The organism is Nocardiopsis terrae (assembly GCF_014651695.1).
GTDB lineage: Bacteria > Actinomycetota > Actinomycetes > Streptosporangiales > Streptosporangiaceae > Nocardiopsis > Nocardiopsis terrae.
Genome location: NZ_BMXJ01000007.1, coordinates 51,227 through 71,938 on the forward strand (window position 1 = coordinate 51,227; position 20,712 = coordinate 71,938).

The 20,712-nt window shown below is 71.6% G+C and carries 16 protein-coding genes; 3 read left to right on the top strand and 13 right to left on the bottom strand.

Annotation, left to right across the window (positions count from 1 at the left end):
- Nucleotides 1–198: 198 nt before the first annotated feature.
- A complete protein-coding gene (locus IE195_RS20190; RefSeq protein WP_191273875.1) occupies nt 199–687 on the bottom strand; it encodes an Lrp/AsnC family transcriptional regulator in 489 nt (162 codons plus the stop codon).
- A gap of 188 nt (nt 688–875) precedes the next feature.
- Between IE195_RS20190 and IE195_RS20195 the strand changes: the two genes are divergently transcribed.
- Entirely contained in the window at nt 876–2,159 is a 1,284-nt protein-coding gene (locus IE195_RS20195) for an MFS transporter (protein ID WP_191273895.1), read from the top strand.
- A gap of 371 nt (nt 2,160–2,530) precedes the next feature.
- A complete protein-coding gene (locus IE195_RS20200; RefSeq protein ID WP_191273897.1) occupies nt 2,531–3,811 on the top strand; it encodes an MFS transporter in 1,281 nt (426 codons plus the stop codon).
- 140 nt (nt 3,812–3,951) lie between these two features.
- Here IE195_RS20200 and IE195_RS20205 read toward each other — a convergent pair whose 3' ends face one another.
- From IE195_RS20205 to IE195_RS20225, 5 genes are all read right to left on the bottom strand, one after another.
- On the bottom strand, nt 3,952–4,692 hold the full coding sequence (locus IE195_RS20205; protein WP_191273899.1) for an anti-sigma factor: 741 nt from the start codon (nt 4,690–4,692) through the stop codon (nt 3,952–3,954).
- A complete protein-coding gene (gene sigK / locus IE195_RS20210; protein WP_191273902.1) occupies nt 4,686–5,276 on the bottom strand; it encodes an ECF RNA polymerase sigma factor SigK in 591 nt (196 codons plus the stop codon). The genes IE195_RS20205 and sigK overlap by 7 nt, the downstream gene beginning before the upstream one ends.
- Nucleotides 5,277–5,421: 145 nt before the next feature.
- Nucleotides 5,422–6,072, bottom strand: coding sequence for a fasciclin domain-containing protein (locus tag IE195_RS20215; protein WP_191273911.1), 651 nt, complete (start codon nt 6,070–6,072; stop codon nt 5,422–5,424).
- Between the two features lie 97 nt (nt 6,073–6,169).
- Nucleotides 6,170–7,858, bottom strand: a complete 1,689-nt coding sequence (locus IE195_RS20220) for a molybdopterin-dependent oxidoreductase (RefSeq protein WP_191273920.1) — start codon at nt 7,856–7,858, stop codon at nt 6,170–6,172.
- 89 nt (nt 7,859–7,947) lie between these two features.
- Complete coding sequence (locus tag IE195_RS20225; RefSeq protein WP_191274636.1) at nt 7,948–8,562, bottom strand: fasciclin domain-containing protein; 615 nt, start codon at nt 8,560–8,562, stop codon at nt 7,948–7,950.
- 241 nt (nt 8,563–8,803) lie between these two features.
- On the opposite strand from IE195_RS20225, the gene IE195_RS20230 reads away from it, so the two are divergent.
- Entirely contained in the window at nt 8,804–10,396 is a 1,593-nt protein-coding gene (locus IE195_RS20230; protein WP_191273923.1) for an OmpA family protein, read from the top strand.
- A 175-nt stretch (nt 10,397–10,571) separates the two neighbouring features.
- Here the strand turns inward: IE195_RS20230 and IE195_RS20235 are convergent, their stop codons facing one another.
- The 7 genes from IE195_RS20235 to IE195_RS20265 form a co-directional block, all read right to left on the bottom strand.
- Complete coding sequence (locus IE195_RS20235; RefSeq protein WP_191273925.1) at nt 10,572–11,261, bottom strand: hypothetical protein; 690 nt, start codon at nt 11,259–11,261, stop codon at nt 10,572–10,574.
- 164 nt (nt 11,262–11,425) lie between these two features.
- On the bottom strand, nt 11,426–12,832 hold the full coding sequence (gene lpdA / locus IE195_RS20240; protein WP_191273927.1) for a dihydrolipoyl dehydrogenase: 1,407 nt from the start codon (nt 12,830–12,832) through the stop codon (nt 11,426–11,428).
- Between the two features lie 126 nt (nt 12,833–12,958).
- The gene (locus tag IE195_RS20245; protein ID WP_191273929.1) at nt 12,959–13,921 is read right to left on the bottom strand and encodes a DedA family protein; all 963 of its coding nucleotides are present in this window, start codon (nt 13,919–13,921) and stop codon (nt 12,959–12,961) included.
- Nucleotides 13,922–14,051: 130 nt separating this feature from the next.
- Nucleotides 14,052–15,782 (bottom strand): hypothetical protein, encoded by a 1,731-nt coding sequence (locus IE195_RS20250; RefSeq protein WP_191273931.1) that lies wholly within the window; start codon nt 15,780–15,782, stop codon nt 14,052–14,054.
- A 73-nt stretch (nt 15,783–15,855) separates the two neighbouring features.
- Entirely contained in the window at nt 15,856–16,962 is a 1,107-nt protein-coding gene (locus IE195_RS20255; protein WP_191273933.1) for a winged helix DNA-binding domain-containing protein, read from the bottom strand.
- 118 nt (nt 16,963–17,080) lie between these two features.
- Entirely contained in the window at nt 17,081–19,459 is a 2,379-nt protein-coding gene (locus IE195_RS20260; protein ID WP_229826338.1) for a trehalase-like domain-containing protein, read from the bottom strand.
- 513 nt (nt 19,460–19,972) lie between these two features.
- Nucleotides 19,973–20,689, bottom strand: a complete 717-nt coding sequence (locus IE195_RS20265) for a class I SAM-dependent methyltransferase (protein ID WP_191273935.1) — start codon at nt 20,687–20,689, stop codon at nt 19,973–19,975.
- Between the last annotated feature and the right edge of the window lie 23 nt (nt 20,690–20,712).

Sequence of the window (20,712 nt, forward strand, 5' to 3'; positions counted from 1 at the left end):
ATCGGCCAGCCTACGACGGACCGGAACCGTGCTCGGAGCTGGGTCCCGGGGGCAGCGCCTCACCGAACAGGACCGCGGTGACGATGGATGGGGTCGTCGGGTGTCTCGGGGAGGGGAAGGACGGCGCCGCAAGGCCAGCCCCCGGGTCGCGCCCGGCCGCCCCGGGGTGAGGGGCGGGCCGGGCGCGGGGTCGCCGGTTCAGTGGTGGCGGCGGTGGGCCCGGGCGTTGGCCGGGGCGATCCGGTTGTTGCGCAGGTGTTCGTAGACGATCGAGGCGCGCACGTCGGCGACCTCGGGGCGTTCGGTCAGCTTGTCCACGACGAAGGCGTACAGGCTGTTGTTGTCCGGCAGGGCCACGTGCACCAGGAAGTCCTCGTTCCCGGAGGTGACGAAGACGGACAGGGTGTCCGGCAGGGCCCGGACCCAGTCGCGGAAGGCCTCGATGTTGTGCCGGGAGGGCTTCACCACACTCACGGTGATGAGCGCCTGGACCGGACGGCCGATGAGTTCGAGGTCCACGTCCAGCAGTGAGCCCCGAATCACACCCTTCTCCCGCAGCGCGCGGGTCCGATCCAGCGTGGTCGTGGGCGATGCGCCCACCGCTGCGGCCACGTCGCGGTTGGTTTTTCGTGCGTCTGACTGGAGTTCGGCCAGGATCGCCGTATCTAGTTCGTCAAGATCAGCCATGATCGCAGTTTACCCGTACTTAATACGGGTTGTTGTGTTTGACTCCGGAGCATGCGTAACATTTAAGCGAAAAGGTCGTATTTGGCTCGCCAGGAAGAGACCCTTCCCTGGACGGCAGTGTCGCCCGCCGGTCGGCCCCGCTCTGGTGCAACGCCGCACCACCGCAACACAAAGGGACGTCCTTCACCATGAGACCTTCCTCTGTCGTGGCCGTCACCGACCGATCGTCGGTACGCCCGGAACTACGGGGCCGCATCCTGGCCCTGGTCGCCATCGTCTGCGCGGCGCTCAACCTGCGCCTCGTCGTCACCTCGCTTTCCCCGCTGTTGACCACGGTGGGGGCGGAGTTCGGCTTCGCCGCCACCGTCGTCGGCGTCTTCGGCACCCTGCCGCTGATCGCCTTCGCGGTCTTCGGCCTGGTCACCCCCGCGATCATGCGCCGCCTGGGGCCCGAGGCCACGGCCGCGCTCAGCATGCTGCTGGCAGGCGCGGGCCAGGTCCTGCGCGCCTTCGCGCCCGACACCGGGACCCTGCTGCTGCTCACCGGGGTCGCGCTCACCGGCGCCGCCCTGGGCAACGTCGTGCTGCCTCCGCTCATCAAGCAGTACTTCCCGGACCGGCTGGCCGCCCTGAGCACCGTTCAGATGGTCGCCATCCACATCGGCGCCCTCTTCCCGCCCCTGGTCGCCGTCCCTCTGGCCGAGGTCGCCGGATGGCGGGTGGCCCTGGGGTCCTGGTCCCTCCTGGCCCTGGCCGCGGCCGTGCTGTGGACCTTCCAGTGGGCCGGGTCCGGGTCCGGGTCCGCCGCGCCCCGCGCCCCCGCCCCCTCCGGCGGGGCGGCCCTGGCCCGCCCGATCTGGCGGGTGGGCATGGCCTGGCGGATGGCGCTGCTGTTCGGCATGGTCACCTGGAACGTCTTCACGCTGTTCACGTGGCTCCCCGCCCTGCTCACCGACGCCGGGCACAGCGCTGCCATGGCCGGGAGCATGGTCTCGCTGATGGTCGGCACCAGCCTGTTGTTCGGCCTCGTTGCGCCCACCGTCACCCTCCGGGCGGCCAACACCTTCCCGATCGTCGCCCTGGGGCTGGGCGGCTACGCGGTCGGCTACCTCGGTGTGGCTCTGGCGCCGCAGTTCGTTCCGGTGTGGGCCCTCTTCCTCGGCCTGGGCACCAGCCTGTTCGTGGTCACCATGACCATGATCAACGCGCGGAGCGCCACCTCGCAGGGCGCCGCCGCCCTCTCCGGGTTCGTCCAGGGCGCGGGCAGCGGTATCGCCCTGGGCGGTCCGCTGCTGTTCGGCCTCCTCGGTGAACTCACCGGCGGGTGGACCGCCTCCTACGCGCTGATCGCCGGAGGGTCGCTGCTCGTGGCCTTCGCGGTCGCCTACGTCGAACGCACGCCGTGGACGATCGAGGCCGCGGCGCAGGGGCACCTCCCCGGCCGCCGGGCCGGGGAGCTCCTGCACGACTAGGCCGCGGACCGCACGGCCGGGTCGCGGGCGGGACCCGGTACGGCGCCCTCCGGAGCGGCGGCATCTTCCGGAGGGCGCTGCCGGTCACCCGACGCACGAAGCCCCGGACGGTGCACATGAGGCCGATAGTGGCCATTTCCCGGAATAGGCGCCACATACTTACTCAGAAGCCCGCTGATACCCACAACAGGCGCATAATGGCGACATGAGCAACCCACCCCCCGGAACACCCTCCTTCGTGCTTTCCGCATTCCGCACCTGACGCCCGCGAACCGCATGCACACCGTGCCGGGGGCGACAGGACCGACGCCCGGAGCGGGATCCCGGGCCGTCCCGACCCCCTCGGGGAACACGACGGGGGCCCACACGCCATGACGATGGAACGGCGAAAGCCGCACCCGCTCCCGGCCCCGCCGGTGGACGGTGCGGCCGCACCCCTCCTGCGCAACCAGGACTTCCAGGCCCTGTGGACGAGCCGCTTCCTCGCGGGCCTGGGCAAGGAGAGCGGTGAGGTCGCCTACCCCCTCCTCATGCTGCTGCTGGCCGGTTCGGCGGCCCAGGCCGGAGCCGTCGGCGCCGCCCAGGTGGCCACCGCCATGGTCACGGCGGTGCTCGGCGGGGCACTCGCCGACCGGGTCGACCGGCGCACCGTACTGCTGGTCTGCGACCTCGGCCGTCTGGTCCTCCTCGTCTCCTTCGCCGCCGCGCTGCTCGGCGGCTACGCGACGGTCCCCCTGGTGGTCTGTGCGGCGGTGGTGTCCTCGGCGCTTATGGGGGTCTCCAACCCGGTCGCCATGGCCGCGGTCAAACAGCTCGTGCCGCCGTCGCAGATGGCTGACGCGGCCGCGCAGAACCAGATCCGCTTCTTCACCACGACCGCTCTCGGCGCACCCGTCGCCGGGTTCCTCTTCAGCCTGGGCCGGGCCTTTCCCTTCCTGGGCGAAGCCTTCCTCTACCTGTTGTCCGCGTCCCTGATCCTGCGCATCCGCAGGCCTCTGCAGGCCGACCGCCCGGCCGAGCCGGAGCGGTGGAGCCTGCGCGGCTCGGTGAGCGGCTTCGCACTGCTGGCCAGGCACCCGATCCTGCGGCCGATGATGCTGTGGATCGTCGGTTTCAACGTCGCCTTCACCCAGACCGGGGTGTTCCTGGCGCTCATCGCCACGGCCGACGACCGGGGGGCCGCCAACCTCGTGGTCGGCCTGACCGTCTCCCTGGCGGGGACCGGCGGCCTGGTCGGCGCCCTGGCCGCGGGGATCGTCGTGCGCTGGGTGCGGCCCACAGTGATCCTGCTCTTCACCGCCTGGCTCGCCCCCGTGTGCGCGCTGGCGCTCCTGGCCGCCCCGGGCGTGCTCTCGCTCGGGCTGATCGCGGGCTGCGTGTTCGCCGCGGTTCCGTGCGTGAACGCGGTGTTCTACGGCTACGTCACGACCTCCGTGCCCGACCGCCACCAGGGGCGAGCACTCGGCGCGGTGACGTTCATGTCCCTGCTGTCCCAGCCGGTCGGGATCCTCACCGTGGGGATCGTCTTCGACCTGGCCGGCCCGTCCCCGGTGTTCCTGATGATGGCGGTCGTGTCGGCGCTGGCAGCCCTGTTCACGCTCGGCCCCACCATGCGGGACCTGCCCCGGCCGGAGGAGATCGCGGTGCCCTGACCGCGTACCGGCCCGACCGGAGCCCCTCCCCGGACACACTCCCTCCCGGGCCGGATCCCCCGTCAGCGGCGCGACCCCGGAAACGAGGCGGCCCCGCCGAGGGGCGGGGCCGCGGGAGGGGACTCTCCGGACGGGCGGGGTCAGCCCGTGACCGGCATCGCCATCACCGGCTCGGCGGTGGGCTGTTCCGAACCGCCCTCGGGCTCGATGGTCACCGCGACGCCCTCGGTCAGCTCGTCCGGCTCCGCGAGTACCGGCAGCACGAACCCCGAGTCGTCGACGGAGATCAGGCCGGCCGAGTACACGGTGCCGTCGTCCCGGGTCAGCCAGAGCTGGTAGTCCTCGTCGTGCAGTTGTTCCAGACCGTGCGCGCTGAACACCAGGTTGCCCAGGCTCTCCGAGTGCACGACGGTGACGTTCACGCCCTCCATGGGCTGGGCGCTGGTGGAGACCGCGTCCGGTGCCGAGATCACCGCGGCGATCTGCTGTTCGTTGGCCCGGAGCTCCTCCACCTGGCGGCGCTGTTCGACCACCAGCGCACCCAGGGCCAGGACCGCGGCCAGGCATGCGGCCAGGGCCAGCCCGAGAGCCCAGGGCCAGCCGCGCCGCCGGGGCTCGGGCAGGCGTTCGGGCGCCGGGGCGAGTTGACGGGTCCGCGCGACCTCCTCCAGCACCCGCTCCCGCAGTTCGGCGGGGGGTGTCTGAGCGGTCGCCGACGCCAGCAGGGCGGAGGTCTCGGTGAAACCCCGGACCTCCTGGACGCAGGAGTCGCAGTCGGCGAGATGGTCCTCGAAGCGGACGCTCTCGGTCGGGGTGAGGGCGTTCAGCGCGTAGGCGCCCGACAGCGTGTGCAGGTCCTGGTTGAGCGTCCTTCTCACCATTCCACCCCCAAACAGTCCCGTAGCCTGATAAGTCCGTCACGCATGCGCGTCTTGATGGTTCCCAGCGGCGCGGACAGCAGTTTGGCCACCTCGCGGTAGGAGTACCCGCCGTAGAAGGCCAGCCGCACCGACTGCTCCTGGAGTTCGGTCAGGGTGTCCAGACATCGGCGCACCCGTTCTCGTTCGAGCCTGTTGGTGGCCTCCTCGGCCACCTCGTCGTAGGGGCGCTCGGTGCCCGCGGCGGCCGCCCTGGCCTCGCGGTCGCTGTTGGCCTGTTCCGACCGCACCCGGTCCACCGCCCTGCGGTGGGCGAGGGTCATCACCCAGGCCTGCGGGCTCCCCCTGCGGGCGTCGTAGCGGCAGGCGCTGCGCCACACCTCGACCATGACCTCCTGGGCGACCTCCTCCGACTGGGCCGGATCGCGCAGGATACGGCGCACCAGACCGTAGACGGACGGGCTGATCAGGTCGTAGACCCGGCCGAAGGCCCGTTCGTCGCCGCGTGCGACCAGGAGCAGCAGCTCCTCCAGCCCAGGTGGAACGGCATCGGCCGCCTCCTGCGGTACCGCTGCTGCCCTGTCCATCTGAACCCTTCTCGTCTCGGGGGTACGGCTCTTCGTTCGGAACGGGGACGGCGTTGACGCCGCCCCCGGGTCCCGGACCGGGACCCGGACGGCCCGGCATCAACGCTCGGACCGCCCGGGGGCCTCAGGCCGGAACAGCCTCCCACTAGGAGGGCATCAGGACCGTGTCGACGAGGTAGACGGTCGCGTTGGAGGTCTGGACGTTGCCGCAGACCACCTTCGAGTTGCCGTTCACCGTGAACTCCTCGCCGGAGCCCTCCGTGGTGACGTCGTCGCCCTGGAGCGAGGTGAACGTGCCGTCCTCCAGCGCGTCGGGGGCCTGCTCGCCCTCGACCACGTGGTAGGTCAGCACCTCGGTGAGCTGCTCCTGGTCCTCGAGGAGGGCGTTCAGGTCCTCCTCGGGGATCTTGTCGAACGCGTCATTGGTGGGCGCGAAGACGGTGATGTCCTCGGCCGAGTTCAGCGTGTCGACCAGGTCGGCCTCGCCCACGGCCGTGACCAGCGTGGACAGCAGCGGGTTGTTGGAGGCGGCGGTGGCGACCGGGTCCTGGGCCATGCCCTCGAAGCTGCCGTCACCGTCCTCGGGCACCTCGGCGCAGCCCGGGCCGAAGTTCTCGCCCGCGGCCTGGGTGCCCTCGTCCATACCCTCGTCCATGCCGGTGCCCTCGGTCTCCTCGGCGCTACCGGTCTCGGTGTTCTCCTCGGTGCCGCTGTCGTCCATGTCGCCGCAGGCGGTGAGGCCGAAGGCGAGGACGGCGGCCGCGGCGGTGGTGGTGAGCGCGTGCTTGCGGATCATCGTTATCTCCCTTGTTATTACTGCTTCGTGTTCGCTTTGTTGCTGTCCGTGATGGTCTGTTGGTTTCCTGTTCTCTCCGGCGGCCCGGGGTCGGACCTCAGGCAGCCGTGAACTGGATGCGGTGCCAGCCGGTGGCGCCGTCGGGGATCGGATCCACCCGTTCGGCGGGCTGGGTGAACCCGGTGGAGTCGGTGGCCCGGACCTGAACGGAGTGGTTGCCGGGGTCGACGGTGGTCTCGGCCACCCACTGGACCCAGGTGTCGATCCCGGGGACGGCGGCGAGTTCGGCCTCCCACCAGTCGCCGTCGTCCACCCGCACCTCCACCGCGTCGATCCCGCGGTGCTGCGCCCAGGCGACCCCGGCCAGCACGACCTCGCCGGAGTCGACCCGGCCGAGCGGGGCGGGCACGTCGACCCGGGACATGGTCTTGACCGGAGCCCGCACCCCCCAGCCGCGCTGGGCCCAGTAGGCCTGTTCGTCGGCGAAGCGGGTGAGTTTGATGTCGGTGACCCACTTGGTGGCGCTGACGAACCCGTACAGCCCGGGCACCACCATCCGCGCGGGGTAGCCGTTGACGTGGGGGAGGGGCTCCCCGCCCATGCCGACCGCCAGGAGCGCGTCGCGGCCGTCCATGACGACCTCGGTGGGGGTTCCGCAGGTCCAGCCGTCGCTGGAGGTGCTGAGGATCTGGTCGGCGCCGGATCGGACCCCGGCCTCGCGCAGGAGGTCGGCCAGGGGGAAACCGAGCCACCGCGTGTTGCTCACCAGGTCCCCGCCGACCTGGTTGGACACGCAGGTCAGGGTGATGTCCGCCTCGACGAGCCGACGGGACAGCAGTTCGTCCATGTCGATCTCGAAGGGCCGGTCCACCATGCCGTGCACGCGCAGCGTCCACCGGGTGGAGTCCAGCCTCGGGATGGTCAGCGCGGTGTCGATCCGGTAGAAGTCCTGGTTGGGGGTGGTGAAGCGGGCCAGCCCGGGGATGCCGAGGTCGGCGCCGGCCGGCAGCGGGGGCAGGGCCGATGCGGGGGCGGGCAGGGCCAGCTCGGCCCGGGAGCCCGCACCGCCCGTGAGGGAGGGCAGCCAGCGTCCGAGGGCGCCGGCGGATCCGGCAGCGGCGAGGACCCCCGCCGAGGTGAGGACGAAACCGCGTCTGCCGGGTCCGCGGTCCGGTCCGGGAGCGGGGACGGCGGCCGTGGCGCCCTCCGCGTCCGCCGGCGGCTCGTCCTCCCCTTCCGCGCCCACGGGGCCGGTCCCCTGTGCGGTCCCGGGGGCGCCCTCCTCCCCGGTCCCGTTCTCCGGGCCGGTGAGGGCGCGCGCCTTCCTCAGCAGAAGGGCGAGGGCCACGGCTGCCGCCGCCGCGCCGACGACCACGGCCGAAGCCGCCCCCAGGTCGTCGGCGCGGCGGAGGACGACGGCGGCGAGCCCCGCCGCCGCGAACACCAGCAGTCCCGCGTACCCCACCAGGGGGCGGCGCAGAGCCACGACACCGAGCACCGCCCCGACCAACACGAGGATGACCAGCACTCCGGTGATCAGGACGGCCTTGTCAGCCGTACCGAAGAGCGAGATCGCCCACTCCATGAGGAAGGGGGGACTGTTGTCGACGAGCGCGTCGCCGACCGTGACCACGGGAGAGGTCGCGCGCAGGAGCCCGGCGGCGAGTTCGCCGAAACCGAGCGCCGTTGCGACGACCAGCAGGCCGATCGCCACACCGGCGACCGTTCGTCGTCCGCCGTGTGACCGGTTCTGTTCCCCACGTGTCCTGGTGTTCACGTGGGGCATTCGGGGCCGGTGTGGGAACGGATTGGTGGGCATGGCTTTTTTCTCGGTTTCTTTTTCGGCGTGCCCCGGGCGGGTTCCGCGGGCTCCGCTCAGGAGGGGAGGAGGAGCATGCCCACCACGTGGACCGTGGCGTTGGCGGTCCGGACGTCACCGCAGACCACGGGCGCGTAGCCGTTGACGGTGTACTCGCCGTCCGAGGCGGTGGCACGCAGCAGCCCGCCGTTGCGGGAGTCGAACACGCCCTCGTCCAGCTCCTCGGCCGGGACCCGCCCCTCGACCACGTGCTGGTTGAGCACGTACGCGAGGCCCTCCGGGTTCCCGAGGATGTCGTCCATCTCCCCGTCCGGATACATGTCGAAGGCGTCGTCGGTGGGTGCGAACACGGTGAGTTCCTCGGCCGCGTCCAGCTCCTCGCTGAGTCCGGCCCGCTCCAGGGCCTCGGACAGGTTGCCCAGGACCGGGCTGTCGGCGATGGCCGCGGCGAACGGCTGACCGGACATCTCGCCGAGGCTTCCCTCTCCCCCGCCGGGGAAGTCCGAGCAGCCGGGCCCGAAGGGCTCGGCCGCGTTTCCGGCGTCGGCCGAAGCCTTCTGCGGGGTTTCCCGGGCGGCCCCCTCACCGGTCTGCTCCCGGTCACCGCCGCCGCAGGCAGCCAGGACGAGTGCGAGGGCCGACGCGGCCGTGGCGAGGGTGGTCTTGCGCATCGTCACGCCTCCGAGGGTTCTCCCTGGGTAACAGATCTGTAACTCTACGTGACGAATGCTCGTTGTGCGGTGCCCGACTCACCCGTTTCGGCGGGTACCGGTAACCGAAGAATCCCCCATAGGGATCACCCCTGGCCAGGACGGTTGAGGATGGTCTTACCGGGACGCTGTGGTCGGTTCGACCCCGCGAGTGCTGCAGGATGTTGCCCGTACGTCTCCTCAACGATCGGAGTTCCCCCACATGGCGCGGAAGACGCCCCTCCCCGTGGTCGCGCTCATGGTCTCGGGCAGCCTCCTGCTCAGCGGCTGTACCCCCGTGTCCGACTGGTGGTCCGAGACCTTCGGCGACGCGTCGGGTCCGCCGGAGGTCAGGGAGGAGTTCCCCTACGTCCGTGAGGGCCGCATCTTCCAGGACACCGGTCAGGACGCCGAGATGCGCTTCTCGATCACCGGCCTGGAGCGGACCGACGAGTACACGGTCATGCACTACGAGGTCACCTACCTGGACGACTTCACCGGGCCCAACCGGAACCTGAGCATGGCGCACACCCTCGTCGACCCTCTCACCGGCCGGGTGTACCGGCAGTTCCTCGACGGGGAAGGCCTCAAGTACGGCTCGGAGAGCCCGAACGGGGACGGCCTCTACCCCGTGCACGACGGGGTCACCAACGAGTACACCCGCTACTTCCCGCGCATCCCCGACGAGGTCGCGCAGGTGACCTTCGTCGGCAGCGGCCTGGGCGCCATGACCGGTATCCCGATCCAGGACGTGGAGGCCGAGCGGGCGGCCCCGGAGAACCCCAACGGACCGGACCACCTCACCCTCGACAATCCGCCCGGACGAGGCGAGAACCTCACCTTCGCTAACCGGGTCCCCGACGGGGACGCACAGGCCGACGAGGGGTGGGTGCAGAGCTTCGTCGACTCCGAGGTCGCCTCCACCACCCGTGACGGCGACCGCGAGATCATCTCACTGCACTCGGACGTGATGTTCGAGTTCGACCGCTCGGACCTGACCGACAGCGCGGCCGACGTGGTGCGGCGCGCGGCCACCACGCTGGCGGACAACGTCGACCCCGACGACCCCACCATCACCGTCATCGGCCACACGGACGGCATCGGGGACGACGCCTACAACGACAACCTGTCGGTGGAGCGCGCCGAGTCCGTGCGCGACCTGCTCGCGGAGGAACTCGGTACCGACTACAGCCTGGAGGTCGAGGGGCGGGGCAAGCGCGAGCCCATCGCGCGCGAGGGCGGCCCCGACGACGAGCAGGCACGTGCCCGAAACCGCCGGGTCGAGTTCTCCTACGTCTTCAACCCCACGGTCGAGGCGACCGAGGAGGAGGAGTACGACGACGACGGCCTGGGCGTGGCCCAGCGCAACGTCACCTGGCCCGCGCCCTACAGCGACGATCCGGGTTCCGTGGTCGCCGAGGGCGAGGAGGACGGGGTCCGCCTGGAGGTCTACCCGCTCCGCAGGGACGGCGCCTACGTGATCGGCACCGTGGCGATGACCAACACCACCGACGAACCCCTCACCCCCGAACTGGGCGGTTCGGAGACGGTGGCGGGCGGCCCCGAGCAGTTCAACAAGGGCACGCTCGGCGGCTTCCAGCTGTTCGAGCCGGAGAGCGGACTGGTGCGCTACGTGGCGCAGATGGACTTCGGTGAGAACCGCTACAGCAGCTTCGCCGAGGAGGTGCACATGATCCAGCCCGGCAACACCCACGAGCTGGTCGCGGTCTTCCCCGCGCCCCCGGTGGACGTCGAGGGGCTGACCCTGCGCGCCGGCCCGTTCGGTGAGTTCGAGGAGATTCCGGTCGACTACTAGCAGCGTCCTGCCCGGGCCGGCGCGGAGCGGCGGCCCGGGGCCGAGGACCGGCCCGGCCACCGGGCGAGGGGCCGCCGACAGCGCGTCGGCGGCCCCTCGTGTTCGCCGGGGTTCCCGGGGCGGCTTCCCGGCCAGGGCCCCGGCCCGGCCCCCGGGCGAGTGTTCCGGGGGAGTCCTAGTTCCGGATCTGGCCGGCGGCCTGGAGGACGACGCGTTCGAGGTCGCCGCGCTCGACCTCGTCGAAGTAGGCGATCGCGGTGACGTGGAAGTCACCGGGCAGCTGCAGGTACAGGTGGCGGCTGGAACCGTCCACGGTTCCGACGTACTCCAGGTCGCCGCCGAGGTCGTCGGAGTCCTCAGTGTGGTAGGTGTCCACGTCCACGTCGACGTCCACCTCCCAGTTCATCTCCGCTTCGGAGCCGGGCACCCGCACGACGTCCGGGTTGGCGCTGGGGTCGGCGCCCGAGGTGAACACGAGGGTGAACGAGGGGGTGCCCGGCTCGGTGCCCCCCTCGCTGAACGTGCAGGAGAGCTGCTCGGCGTCCTCGATCCCCTCGACGGGACCGCTCTCCTCGGTCAGGACCGTCCCCGGGGCCACGCCCTCGACGATCTGGGCCGCGCCCGCGGCCTCACACGACTCGGGGAGGCCGTAGGACGAGGCGGCCTCCTCCTGGCCCTCCTCCGCGTCCTCGGGGCTGGGGCTGGCGCTCGCCTCCTCCGCGGGGGCGTCCGAGTCGCCCGACGACAGGTTCAGGTCCAGGTCGAGGTCGACCACGTCGCAGCCGACGAGGACGACACCGCCGATGACGACCGCGGCGACGGCTGTGCCCAGGCACGAAAGGGGTGTGGAGGGGATCAGGCGCATGGGTGGCTTTCGGTTCGGGGTGCGCCGGGCTGTGGGAGGGGGCTCCGGCGGGGGACACAGGGAAACCTAGCAAGTCCGGCGGGCCCGGGGCGCCCTCCCCGTCCCCCGGCGGCGGGGCCGGTTCCGGGGAGCTCCCGGGACCGGCCCCGCGGACCGTGGGCGGATCAGAAGTTGATCATGTGTCCGGCGAGGCCGTGCACGGCCTCCTTGACCGCTTCGCTGAGGGTGGGGTGGGCGTGGATGTTGCGTGCCACCTCGTGCACCGTCAGGTCCCACTGCTGGGCCAGGGTCAGCTCCGGAAGCAGCTCGGTGACGTCCGGGCCGACCAGGTGGGCGCCCAGGAACTCCCCGTACCCGCCGTCGGAGATGATCTTCACGAAGCCCCGGGTGTCGCCCAGGCCGTGCGCCTTCCCGTTGGCCATGAACGGGAACTTGGCCACCTGGACGTCGAAGCCCGCCTCCCTGGCCTCCTTCTCGGAGTACCCGAAGCTGGCGATCTGCGGCTGGCAGTAGGTGGCCCGCGGGATGAACCGGTAGTCGATCTCCTGGGTCTCGGCGCCCGCGATGGTCTCCGCCGCGACGATCCCCATGGCCTCGGCGGTGTGCGCCAGCATGAGCTTGGCGGTGACGTCGCCGATCGCGTAGATGTGCGGGACGCTGGTACGGCCGCGGGAGTCGATGTCGATGGCGCGCCGTTCGGTCAGCGCCACACCCGCCTGCTCCAGACCGTAGCCCTCGACGTTGGGCTCGAACCCGATCGCCTGCAGGAGCTTCCCGGCCTCCAGGACCTGCTCCTTGCCGTCGGTGCCGGAGACGGTGACCCTGACCCCGGAACCGGTGTCCTCGACCTTCTCCACCCTGGTGGAGGTCATGACCTTCACACCGAGCTTCTTGTAGGCGCGGGCGATCTCCTTGGAGACCTCCTCGTCCTCCATCGGCACCATCCGGTCGAGGAACTCCACGATGGTGACGTCGACCCCGTAGTTGCTCATCACGTAGGCGAACTCGACGCCGATGGCGCCCGCGCCCGCGATGATGATGCTCCCGGGGAGCTCCTCGCTGAGGATCTGCTCCTCGTAGGTGACGACCCGCTCGGACAGTGAGGTCCCCGGGATCAGCTTCGTGGACGACCCGGCGGCGATCACCGCGTTGTCGAACGTGACGGTGCTGGTCGACCCGTCCTCGCCCCTGACCTCGACCGTGTGGTCGTCGACGAAGGTGCCGCGCCCGTTGAGCTCGGTGATCCCGTTCTTCTTCATCAGGAAGTGGACGCCCTTGACCCGGCCGTCCGCGACCTCGCGGCTGCGGCTGAACGCCTTGCCGTAGTCGAACTCGACCGTCCCGTCCACCCTGATACCGAACAGGTCGGCGTCGTTGTGGAAGAGGTGGGCGAGTTCGGCGTTGCGCAGGAGCGCCTTGGAGGGGATGCAGCCCACGTTGAGGCAGACCCCGCCCCAGTACTTCTCCTCGATGACGGCGGTCCTGAGGCCGAGCTGTGCCGCGCGGATCGCGGCGACGTAACCGCCCGGCCCGGCGCCGAGGACGACCAGGTCGAAGTGTTGCTGTCCCATGACGGGATCTCCTTGAGTGTGTTTGTGACGCACCCAGTGCAGCCGGCTTGCCCGGGGTGTCGGATTGCCGAACGCCAGCCTAGTCGCGGACCCCGCCTCCGCGCGTGACCATGCGCGCCCGCGACCCTACTTTCGGGAGTCCTCGCTGGTCACGGGGTCGTGATCCGTCTCGGTGGGGTCAGCGGGGGTTCCCGGGGCACCTCCGGCCCCGGCGGAGTCCCCGGTTCCGGCGGGGCCCTCGCTCCCGGCGGCGAGCCGGGCGGTCTCGGCGTCGTAGGCCTCGGCCGCCTCTTCGAGGGCCCGCGCCCTGCGCTCCCGCTGGTCCTTGACGCTGGTGTGGACGGGGATCGCCGCCATGCCGAAGATGAGCGCGAACGTGAGCCAGACGGCGTACCTGTCCACGAGCAGGACCACGTCCACCCCGGCCTGCCCCGAGTGGTACCCGACGAAGGCGACGACGGAGGTGATCATCAGGGCGCCGATCACGTCCAACAGCAGGTAGGTGCGCAGCCGCATCCCGCTCACCCCGGCGATGACGTGCGGGACGCCGCCGGGGACGCCGGGCAGGTAGCTCAGCGGGATGAACAGCCGCATGATCCACGGGTTCATCGTCTGCAGGCGTTCGGCGAACCGGCGGCCCCGCTCACTCGGGACGAGGAAGTGCACGATGCCGCGTCCCCAGCGGCGGCCCACCCACCAGAAGAGCCAGTCGATCTTCACCTTGCCGACCACTCCGGCGACGATCACGAGCCACATCGAGCCCTGCCCGACGCCGGCGAAGGCGGAGGCCGCTCCGACCGCGGCGTGGCTGCCCGTGACGAACGCCAGGGGGACCGGGTGGTCAGCGACGAAGAGCGGGCGCAGCGGCATGGTCAGGAGGAAGAACGCCGGGATGCCGAGGAGGAGCCAGAGCAGAACCTTGTCCTGCCGCTTCATGCTGCCCTGCCAGGGCTTCATGCCCTTCCACTGGGCCTTGCCGCGCTCGGCCTCCTCCCGGTCCCACCGCTGCCTGGCGGCCTTGAGGGCCTCCTCCCGGGTGGGGCGGGAGGCGTCCGGTTCGCTCTGCCGGGGGGCGGTGTTCGAGGTCATGCCAGTACTCTCCCGCGACCGGGGAGTCCCCGGTAGATGTCGTCGTCATCGCACCGCAGTGAGGTACGCGTGGCCCTGCCCATGACAAGTGTCAGGTGTCGGTCGCCCGGGCCCGGGGACGACTGGTTCCTCAGCGCTCGGGCGGCCGCATCGGCCACTTCCAGTGCGGGGCCCAGGTGCTGCTGTCGGAGACCCCGGGCGGCATCGGGGGGAGCAGGCGCGCACCGGGCGGGAGGCCGTCGTCGACCGGGGCGGGCGCACGGGGCGGGGCCGGTTCCTGCAAGGGCTCCGGCTCCTGCAAGGGCTCCGACTTCTGGAACGGGTCCGGCTCCCGCACGGGGGTCGGCTCCTGGAAGGGGTCCGGTTCCTGGAACGGATCCGGAGCGGAGAGCGGATCGGGGTCCCGGAGCGGCCGGGGGGAACGCCACACGGGTTCGTCCGGGTCCGGCCCGGCCGACACGGGATCGATCGGCCCCAGCTCGTCGGAGTCCGGTTCGACAGCGGTCGGGAAGGCGGACCAGGGAGCGGGGACGGAGAAGTCGTCGGGCTCGTCGGACTCATCCGGCCCGCCGGGCGGTTCGGCCGCGGACGCGGTCGGGGACGCGGAGGCGGGACCCGGGCCGATCGGGACGTCCTCGAACGCCGGGGCCAGTCCCGGTTCGGGTGCGTCCAGGGTCGGGTCGAGGGCGCCGAACGACGCCGACATCGGACCGGAGTCCACCTCGGCGAAGTGCGCGGCCACCCCGAAGTGCCGGGGCGGCCGACGGTGCGCGCCGGTGTCCTCGTTCTCGATCGGCGGGGCCTGCGGGTGGCGGACCGAGCCCGCCGGGTGCATCCGCGACCACCACGCGGCGGCCTCGTCCGGGTGCAGCTCCTCGAGGACGGTGAGGGCGCCCGTGATGTGCGGGTTCCGGCGCCCCGCCCGCCAGGAGTGCATCAGTGACTGCGGTTCCAGGACCAGGACGCGTTCGCCGTCCACCAGCGGGATGTCGCCGGGGCAGGCCTCGTTCCCGACCCAGGTGCCGTCGCCGCCGACCAGGTCCCACTCGCCGCGCACCACGTCGGCCAGCGGGTCCACCGGGCCGTCCAGGGAGGCGGCGACCCAGCGGGGGTCCGGGCGGGTGCCGGGCAGGCGGCGCCCCTCCTTGCCGATGAGGGCGTCGGCGAGCAGGGTGTGCAGTTGGAAGTTGTCGCTCACGCCGTCGAAGTGCACCCGGAAGCCCCGCCAGGAGGCCCGGTCCAGGACCAGGATCCGGCTCACCTCGGACATCCGCAGCAGTTCCGCCACCTCGCCGAACTCGCTCAGCCGGGTGGAGAGGGCGTGCACGATCTGTCCGAGCTCGTTCAGCGCGCCGGGGTCCGCGCGCACCGCCGAGCGCACCCCGGCATCGCCCAGCATGGCCTTGGCGGCCAGGCCGTACCGCAGGGAGGTCCACCAGCCGGCCGTGGCCAGCGGGGCGTTGTCGCCGAGGACCTCCTCGACCCGCTTCTCCTCCGCCTCGCCCGCGTCGTTCGGGGCGGGCAGCGGCCCGCCGCCGGTCTTCTCCCAGGCGTGCATGAAGGCCGCGGCGGCCTGGCCGTAGCTGCCGAGCTGCCGCAGCACCTCCAGGCCCACCTGGCCAGCGGGGGCGCCGGACTCCACGAGGGCTCCGGCCAGGACCGACAGGTCGGCCGCGACACCCGAGTGGGGTTCGCAGTCGCTGAGGACCGGAGTCAGCGCCTCCAACGCGATGGTGAGTTCCTCCCGGGGCACTTCGGAGGAGAGCCGGAACACGTCGTGTACGGCCTCCGGGAAGTCGGGTGCCTGGCTGGCGGCGGTGTCGAGCACACGTTGGAACGCGGCGCGGAACTCTTCAGTCACCCCAGAATCCTGTCATACCCGCCCGTGCTCTCCGTGGTCAGGACGCACGTGCACAAAACGGGCGGACGAAAACTCAGGCGGGGTCGGTGAAACGGACCTCTCCGCCTTTCTGACCTGGGGAGAGAAAGGCGAGAAGACGAATCCCCTCGGCGGTGATCTCCTCGGTTTCCAAGCTGTTCAACGGCCGGAAGGGTGTGACGCCGAGGGAGGGCGCGCGGCGGCTCCGGTCCACCCGCCAGGCCGCGCCGACCTCGCCGTCGACGAGCACCGTGGCGGGCGGCATCCCGTTGCGCGCCGAGATGCGCCGGAGGTTCTCCGCGGAGATCACCCGGCTCCGGTCGGCGTGGCCGCGCAGCAGGTTGTCGAAGTCGTAGAGGAAACGCACCGGCGCCGGGGTGTCCGGCGCGGGACGCGGTGCGTCGGGCAGGTCGAACAGTTCCGTGCCCTCCTCGTCGCGGAAGGAGACCAGCCGTTCGCGCAGGCCCTCCAGTACGCCCCTCAACCGGGTCAGCCCCGACCAGGCCTGCGCGTCCCGCACGCTCGCCGGGCCGAAGGCCGCCAGGTAGCGCAGGACCAGCGCCTCCCGGTCCGGTCCGGGTGCCATCGGCCGCCCGGTCCAGGTGTCGGCCGGGGCCAGCGCCGCAGGACCCGAGGCGCCCCACACACCGCGGGGCGGTACCTGCACGACCGGCAGCAGGCAGCGGACCATGTAGGACAGGTGGTTCCCGGGTACGCCCTCCCACCGTTCGCCGAGCCGCTCTCCCAGCTCCCTGGTGGTGAGCGGGCGCTCCTCCAACAGCTCCCGGCCCAGGGCCACCAGTGCCTCCCGGTCCACCCCGGCGGTGGCCCTGCCGTGCGTGCTGTGCGCGAGGTCCCGCTCGACGACCTCCTGGGTGGTCGGCCGCAGCCAGCGGGCGTCCTCGGCGGAGACCAGGTGCAGGGTGGAGCGCATCAGCGGCATCCTGACCAGGGTCCCGTCGGTGAGCAGCCGCCCCACCCCGTGCGGGTCCGGGTCCTCCATCCGGCTCTGCAGTCCGACGTACCAGCTGTGCGTGGTCTGCGCCTGGAGTCCGGCCAGGCGGCCGACCACGTCCGCCGCCGACCAGTCCACGCGGCTCAGCAGGAGCTGGCGGTCCAGGGTGGCGCGGTTGAGCGCGCGTCGGCCGAGGGTCGCGGACACGAGGGGTCCCTCCCGTGGTTCCGGAGTGTGCCGGAACCCTACCGGCAGGGTCGGACGGGGCGGTGGCCTCCCGGACCGGGCGCGGGACGCACGCCCCGTGCCCGGGAGCGGTCGGGTCCTAGAAGCGGTCGAGGAGCTGTGCGCAGCGGATCAGGCCCAGGTGCGAGTAGGCCTGCGGGTGGTTGCCCAGCGCCCGCTCGGTGACCGGGTCGAACTCCTCCGGGATCAGCCCCGTCGGCCCGGCGCAGTCCACCAGGTGCTTGAACAGCTCCTCGGCCTCCGCGCGGCGCCCGGTCAGCAGGTACGCCTCGATCAGCCACGTGGTGCACAGGTGGAAGCCGCCCTCGCCGCCGGGCAGGCCGTCGTCGCGGTGGTAGCGGTAGACGGTCGGGCCGCTGCGCAGTTCGGCCTCCACCGCGGTGACGGTCGCCTGGAAGCGCTCGTCGGAGGGGTCGATCATCCCGGACAGGCCGATGTGCAGCGAGGCGGCGTCCAGGTCCACGCCGTCGTAGGCGGTCGTGTAGGCCTGGGCCTGCTCGTTCCAGCCCTTCTCCAGGACCTCCTCCGCGATCCGCGCGCGCAGGCCCGCCCAGGTCGGGTCCACGGTGCGGCCGTACCGCTCGGCCAGGGCGAGGGCGCGGTCCAGCGTCACCCAGCACATCACCTTGGAGTAGACGCGCTGGCGGGGCTCGTCGCGCTCCTCCCAGATGCCGTGGTCGGGCTCGTGCCAGCGGCGGGCCACCGCCTCGGCCATGGAGCGCACCAGGTCCCAGTCACGGTCGGAGAGCTCGCCGCGCACACCGGCCAGCTGCGCGACGAGTTCGACGACGGGGCCGAACACGTCCAGTTGCACCTGGTGGTCGGCGAGGTTGCCGATGCGGACCGGCCGAGAACCCGCGTAGCCGGACAGCGACTCGATGACCTCCTCCGGGCCCAGACCGGTACCGCGCAGGCTGTACAGCGGGCGCAGCAGTTCGGGGCCGGGCAGCGACTCCACGACCCGGTGCACCCAGTCCAGGAAGGCCTCCGCCTCGGCGGTCGAACCGAGTGAGACCAGGGCCTGGACGGTCAGGGCGCCGTCGCGCAGCCAGCAGTAGCGGTAGTCCCAGTTGCGGACGCCGCCGACCTCCTCGGGCAGGGAGGTGGTGGCCGCGGCCATCACACCCCCGGTCGGTGTGCACAGGCCGCGCAGGGTCAGCGCGGAACGGGCGGCGAGGGACTTCTCGGTGAGGGGGAGCTCCAGGGTCTCCAACCAGGACGACCAGTGCCGTGCGGCCTGTTCCTGGCGCTCGGCCTCGGTGTGCTCCCCGACCGCCAGGGAGTCGGTGCCGCAGCGCATCTCCAGCACGACCGGGCGCTCGGAGCGCGGGTGGACGGTGGCCCGGGCGACGTCGTCGGTGCCGTCGTGGTCCACGTGCCACTCCACGCCGGGGGAGCGCAGGACCATGGGGAAGTCGGCGCCCTGGATCCGCAGGCCCTCGGGTTCCACGGTGATGCGGATCGGTGCGCGGCCGAAGTCGGGGCGCGGGGCGAACTCGACGGTCGCGGGGGTGACTCCGCCGATCACCCGCACCAGGTCGGTGCGGCCGGGTCCGGTGCCGTGCGCCAGGTAGTCGGTGATCTCCAGGCGCGACCAGCGGGTGCGCACGGCCATGGTGCCGGGCAGGTAGCGCTGGCCGAGGGGCAGGCCGCCGTGCGCGGGGGAGATCGCGAAGACGCCCGCCTGGCGGCCGCCGAGGACCTCGGCGAAGAGCGCGTTGGAGTCCGGTTCGGGGTGGCAGAACCAGGACAGGCGCGCGTCCGGGCCCAACAGGGCCACGGAGGCCTGGTTGGACAGCATGGACATGCGCTCGATGGGGGTGGGGCGCTCACCGAACACCCAGGAGCGCCGTTCGGTGGCGAGCAGGGACAGCAGGGTCGCGGCGGTCGGGGTGTCCGGGACGCGGTGCGCGGCTGCGGTGGGCTCCTCGCCGACCCGCACGCCCGCGTCGGCGCCGGCGTTGAGGTTGGCGAAGACCGGCTCCTCGCCGTCGCCGCCGCCGATGTAGAGGATCGCGGTGGCCTCGACCTGTCCGCGCAGCAGTTCCAGGGCGGCGGCCTTGTCCGCGGGCGGGGCGTCGGGGCCGGTGCCGGAGTGGTGCGGGTCGATGGTGAGGTCGGTGTCGAACTCGGTGCCGTAGGCGCCCACGAGGCGGATCTCGGCGGGCAGCCGGGACAGCGCGGCCAGGTCGCGCAGGGGGCGGGCGGAGATGACCGCGCACACGGTGCCTGGCAGGTCCGCGAGGTCGCGCAGGGCGCGGACGGCCTCGGGCAGCGGACCCCTGCGGTCGGAGTCGACCGGTGCGAGGGCGCCGTCGTAGTCGCAGGCCACGAGCAGGCGTGAGGTGCGGGCGAGGGCGGAGACACGTTGCCGGACGTCGAGGGGCATGGCCTCAAGGGTCGTGTCGGACCCCTGCGGGTCCGCCGGAGCCGTCTCGACCATCTGGGTGAGCGTCACGTTGCCTCCTCCACTGGTCCACTGCCGACCTGGGAAATAGGTGAGATTCAGGACTCCGCGCACATAGGTCCGGTTCACACGGGTTCGGTGTGTCGAACGTAGATCCAGGGATGGTGGCGCGGGATGAGCCTCGGGGGACTTTGAACAGACTTAAGGAACATTTAACGTACAAGCGGACGAACCGGTTGTTCCGGCTGTTCTGGAAAAAGTCAGGTACCCCAGAAGTCAACGCGAGACTACCCGCGCCCCGCGGCAGGTGGGACACGAGTTTTGTGTGATGCAGGTCACCAATAACGGAATGTCCGAAACTGGACGAGGTCCGCGCCGGTCACAGGACGTCCGGGCCGCCGCCTCCACGGCGGTTCCCGGCGCCCGCGGGTCAGGGCGTGCGCTCCGCGTCAGGCGACGTGTGTTGGGACACTCCGCGCACAACGGACACCGCCCCGGCGCGAACGTCCGTTCACGGCCGGTGCGGCGGGGCGGTCCGGGACCGCGGGGGCGAAGCTCCGCGGCTCAGGAGCTGGACGACTCCCACTCCGGTTTGCGCAGGTGGTGCACCCACGCGGGCGGGATGTTGGCGAACACCTTCTCCGAACCGACCCCGTAGCGGTCGATCCAGTCCTGGACCAGCCAACTGGTCCTCGCCTGGCGCAGATAGTCCTCCCGCCGGGCGATCACCGCCTTGACCTCCTTGGTGTACAGGTATCCGTAGAAGGACAGGGTGCCGCCGGGGCGGAGCACCGTGAAGTAGTAGTCGAGGATCCCCTTCACCTGGTCGGCGGTGAAGTTGGCGAACGGCAGGCCCGACACGATCACGTCGTAGGCGCGGTCGGTGCCCATCTCGTCCACGAGGCAGGCGTGCACCTCGGTGCTGTCGGCGACCGCCGACAGCACCGGATCGCTCTCCAGGAGGCTCTCGACGTAGGACGCGAACTCGGGGTTGGCCTCCACGAGGTCCGCGGTGTCCCCCGGGCGCATCGCGGCGGCGATCCCGCGGCTGATGGCGCCGGTCCCGGCACCCGCCTCCAGGATGCGCAGGGGCTGGTCGGGATCGGTGCGGAAACGGACGTGGTGTGCCATGGCGTGCGCCAGTGCGCTACTGCTGGGCACGATGGAACCCGTCGCATGGAAGGTACGCAGCGCCTGGCTGAAGAAGAGTCTGGTGTCACGCAGACGCTCGTCCAGCCTGAGGGCGGCAAAGGGTCCGGCGGGGCTCTGGATCTCGGACATGAGTGAACGCTAACGCCTCAGTG

What these genes read in the sequence shown, in the direction of transcription:
- IE195_RS20190 (WP_191273875.1), bottom strand. Translation starts at nt 687, where the DNA reads ATGGCTGATCTTGACGAACTAGATACGGCGATCCTGGCCGAACTCCAG.
- IE195_RS20195 (WP_191273895.1), top strand. Translation starts at nt 876, where the DNA reads ATGAGACCTTCCTCTGTCGTGGCCGTCACCGACCGATCGTCGGTACGC.
- IE195_RS20200 (WP_191273897.1), top strand. Translation starts at nt 2,531, where the DNA reads ATGACGATGGAACGGCGAAAGCCGCACCCGCTCCCGGCCCCGCCGGTG.
- IE195_RS20205 (WP_191273899.1), bottom strand. Translation starts at nt 4,692, where the DNA reads ATGGTGAGAAGGACGCTCAACCAGGACCTGCACACGCTGTCGGGCGCC.
- sigK (WP_191273902.1), bottom strand. Translation starts at nt 5,276, where the DNA reads ATGGACAGGGCAGCAGCGGTACCGCAGGAGGCGGCCGATGCCGTTCCA.
- IE195_RS20215 (WP_191273911.1), bottom strand. Translation starts at nt 6,072, where the DNA reads ATGATCCGCAAGCACGCGCTCACCACCACCGCCGCGGCCGCCGTCCTC.
- IE195_RS20220 (WP_191273920.1), bottom strand. Translation starts at nt 7,858, where the DNA reads ATGCCCCACGTGAACACCAGGACACGTGGGGAACAGAACCGGTCACAC.
- IE195_RS20225 (WP_191274636.1), bottom strand. Translation starts at nt 8,562, where the DNA reads ATGCGCAAGACCACCCTCGCCACGGCCGCGTCGGCCCTCGCACTCGTC.
- IE195_RS20230 (WP_191273923.1), top strand. Translation starts at nt 8,804, where the DNA reads ATGGCGCGGAAGACGCCCCTCCCCGTGGTCGCGCTCATGGTCTCGGGC.
- IE195_RS20235 (WP_191273925.1), bottom strand. Translation starts at nt 11,261, where the DNA reads ATGCGCCTGATCCCCTCCACACCCCTTTCGTGCCTGGGCACAGCCGTC.
- lpdA (WP_191273927.1), bottom strand. Translation starts at nt 12,832, where the DNA reads ATGGGACAGCAACACTTCGACCTGGTCGTCCTCGGCGCCGGGCCGGGC.
- IE195_RS20245 (WP_191273929.1), bottom strand. Translation starts at nt 13,921, where the DNA reads ATGACCTCGAACACCGCCCCCCGGCAGAGCGAACCGGACGCCTCCCGC.
- IE195_RS20265 (WP_191273935.1), bottom strand. Translation starts at nt 20,689, where the DNA reads ATGTCCGAGATCCAGAGCCCCGCCGGACCCTTTGCCGCCCTCAGGCTG.